This is a genomic window from Tepidimonas sp. (genome assembly GCF_046292505.1).
Classification (GTDB): domain Bacteria; phylum Pseudomonadota; class Gammaproteobacteria; order Burkholderiales; family Burkholderiaceae_C; genus Tepidimonas.
On record NZ_JBKBQX010000288.1, the window covers coordinates 1 to 268 of the forward strand.

Below are 268 nucleotides of genomic sequence, written 5' to 3' on the forward strand. Positions count from 1 at the left end.
GCCGAGGTGGTCGAAGAGGATTTCGGCGAGCTGTTTCGGCGAATTGAGGTTGAAGGTCCGTCCGGCGAGCCGATGGGCCTCGGCCTCGATTTCCACCAGTCGCCGGCCGAGCGCCGCGCTTTGTTCGGCCAGCGCCCGGCTGTCGATCAGCACCCCGTGGCGCTCCATGCGGAACAGGATCTCGGCGATCGGCAGTTCGATCTCGCGGTAGAGGCGCTCGAGTCTTTCTTCTGTGGCGAGCCTGGCGGCCAGCACGTGATGCACGCGC

The 268-nt window shown here is 66.4% G+C and carries 1 protein-coding gene; it reads right to left on the reverse strand.

What is annotated here, in order from left to right; genetic code table 11:
* Positions 1-268, reverse strand: a 268-nt coding sequence (locus ACK4TH_RS13315; protein WP_409627117.1) for a DNA polymerase, incomplete at both ends; no start/stop codon positions are given.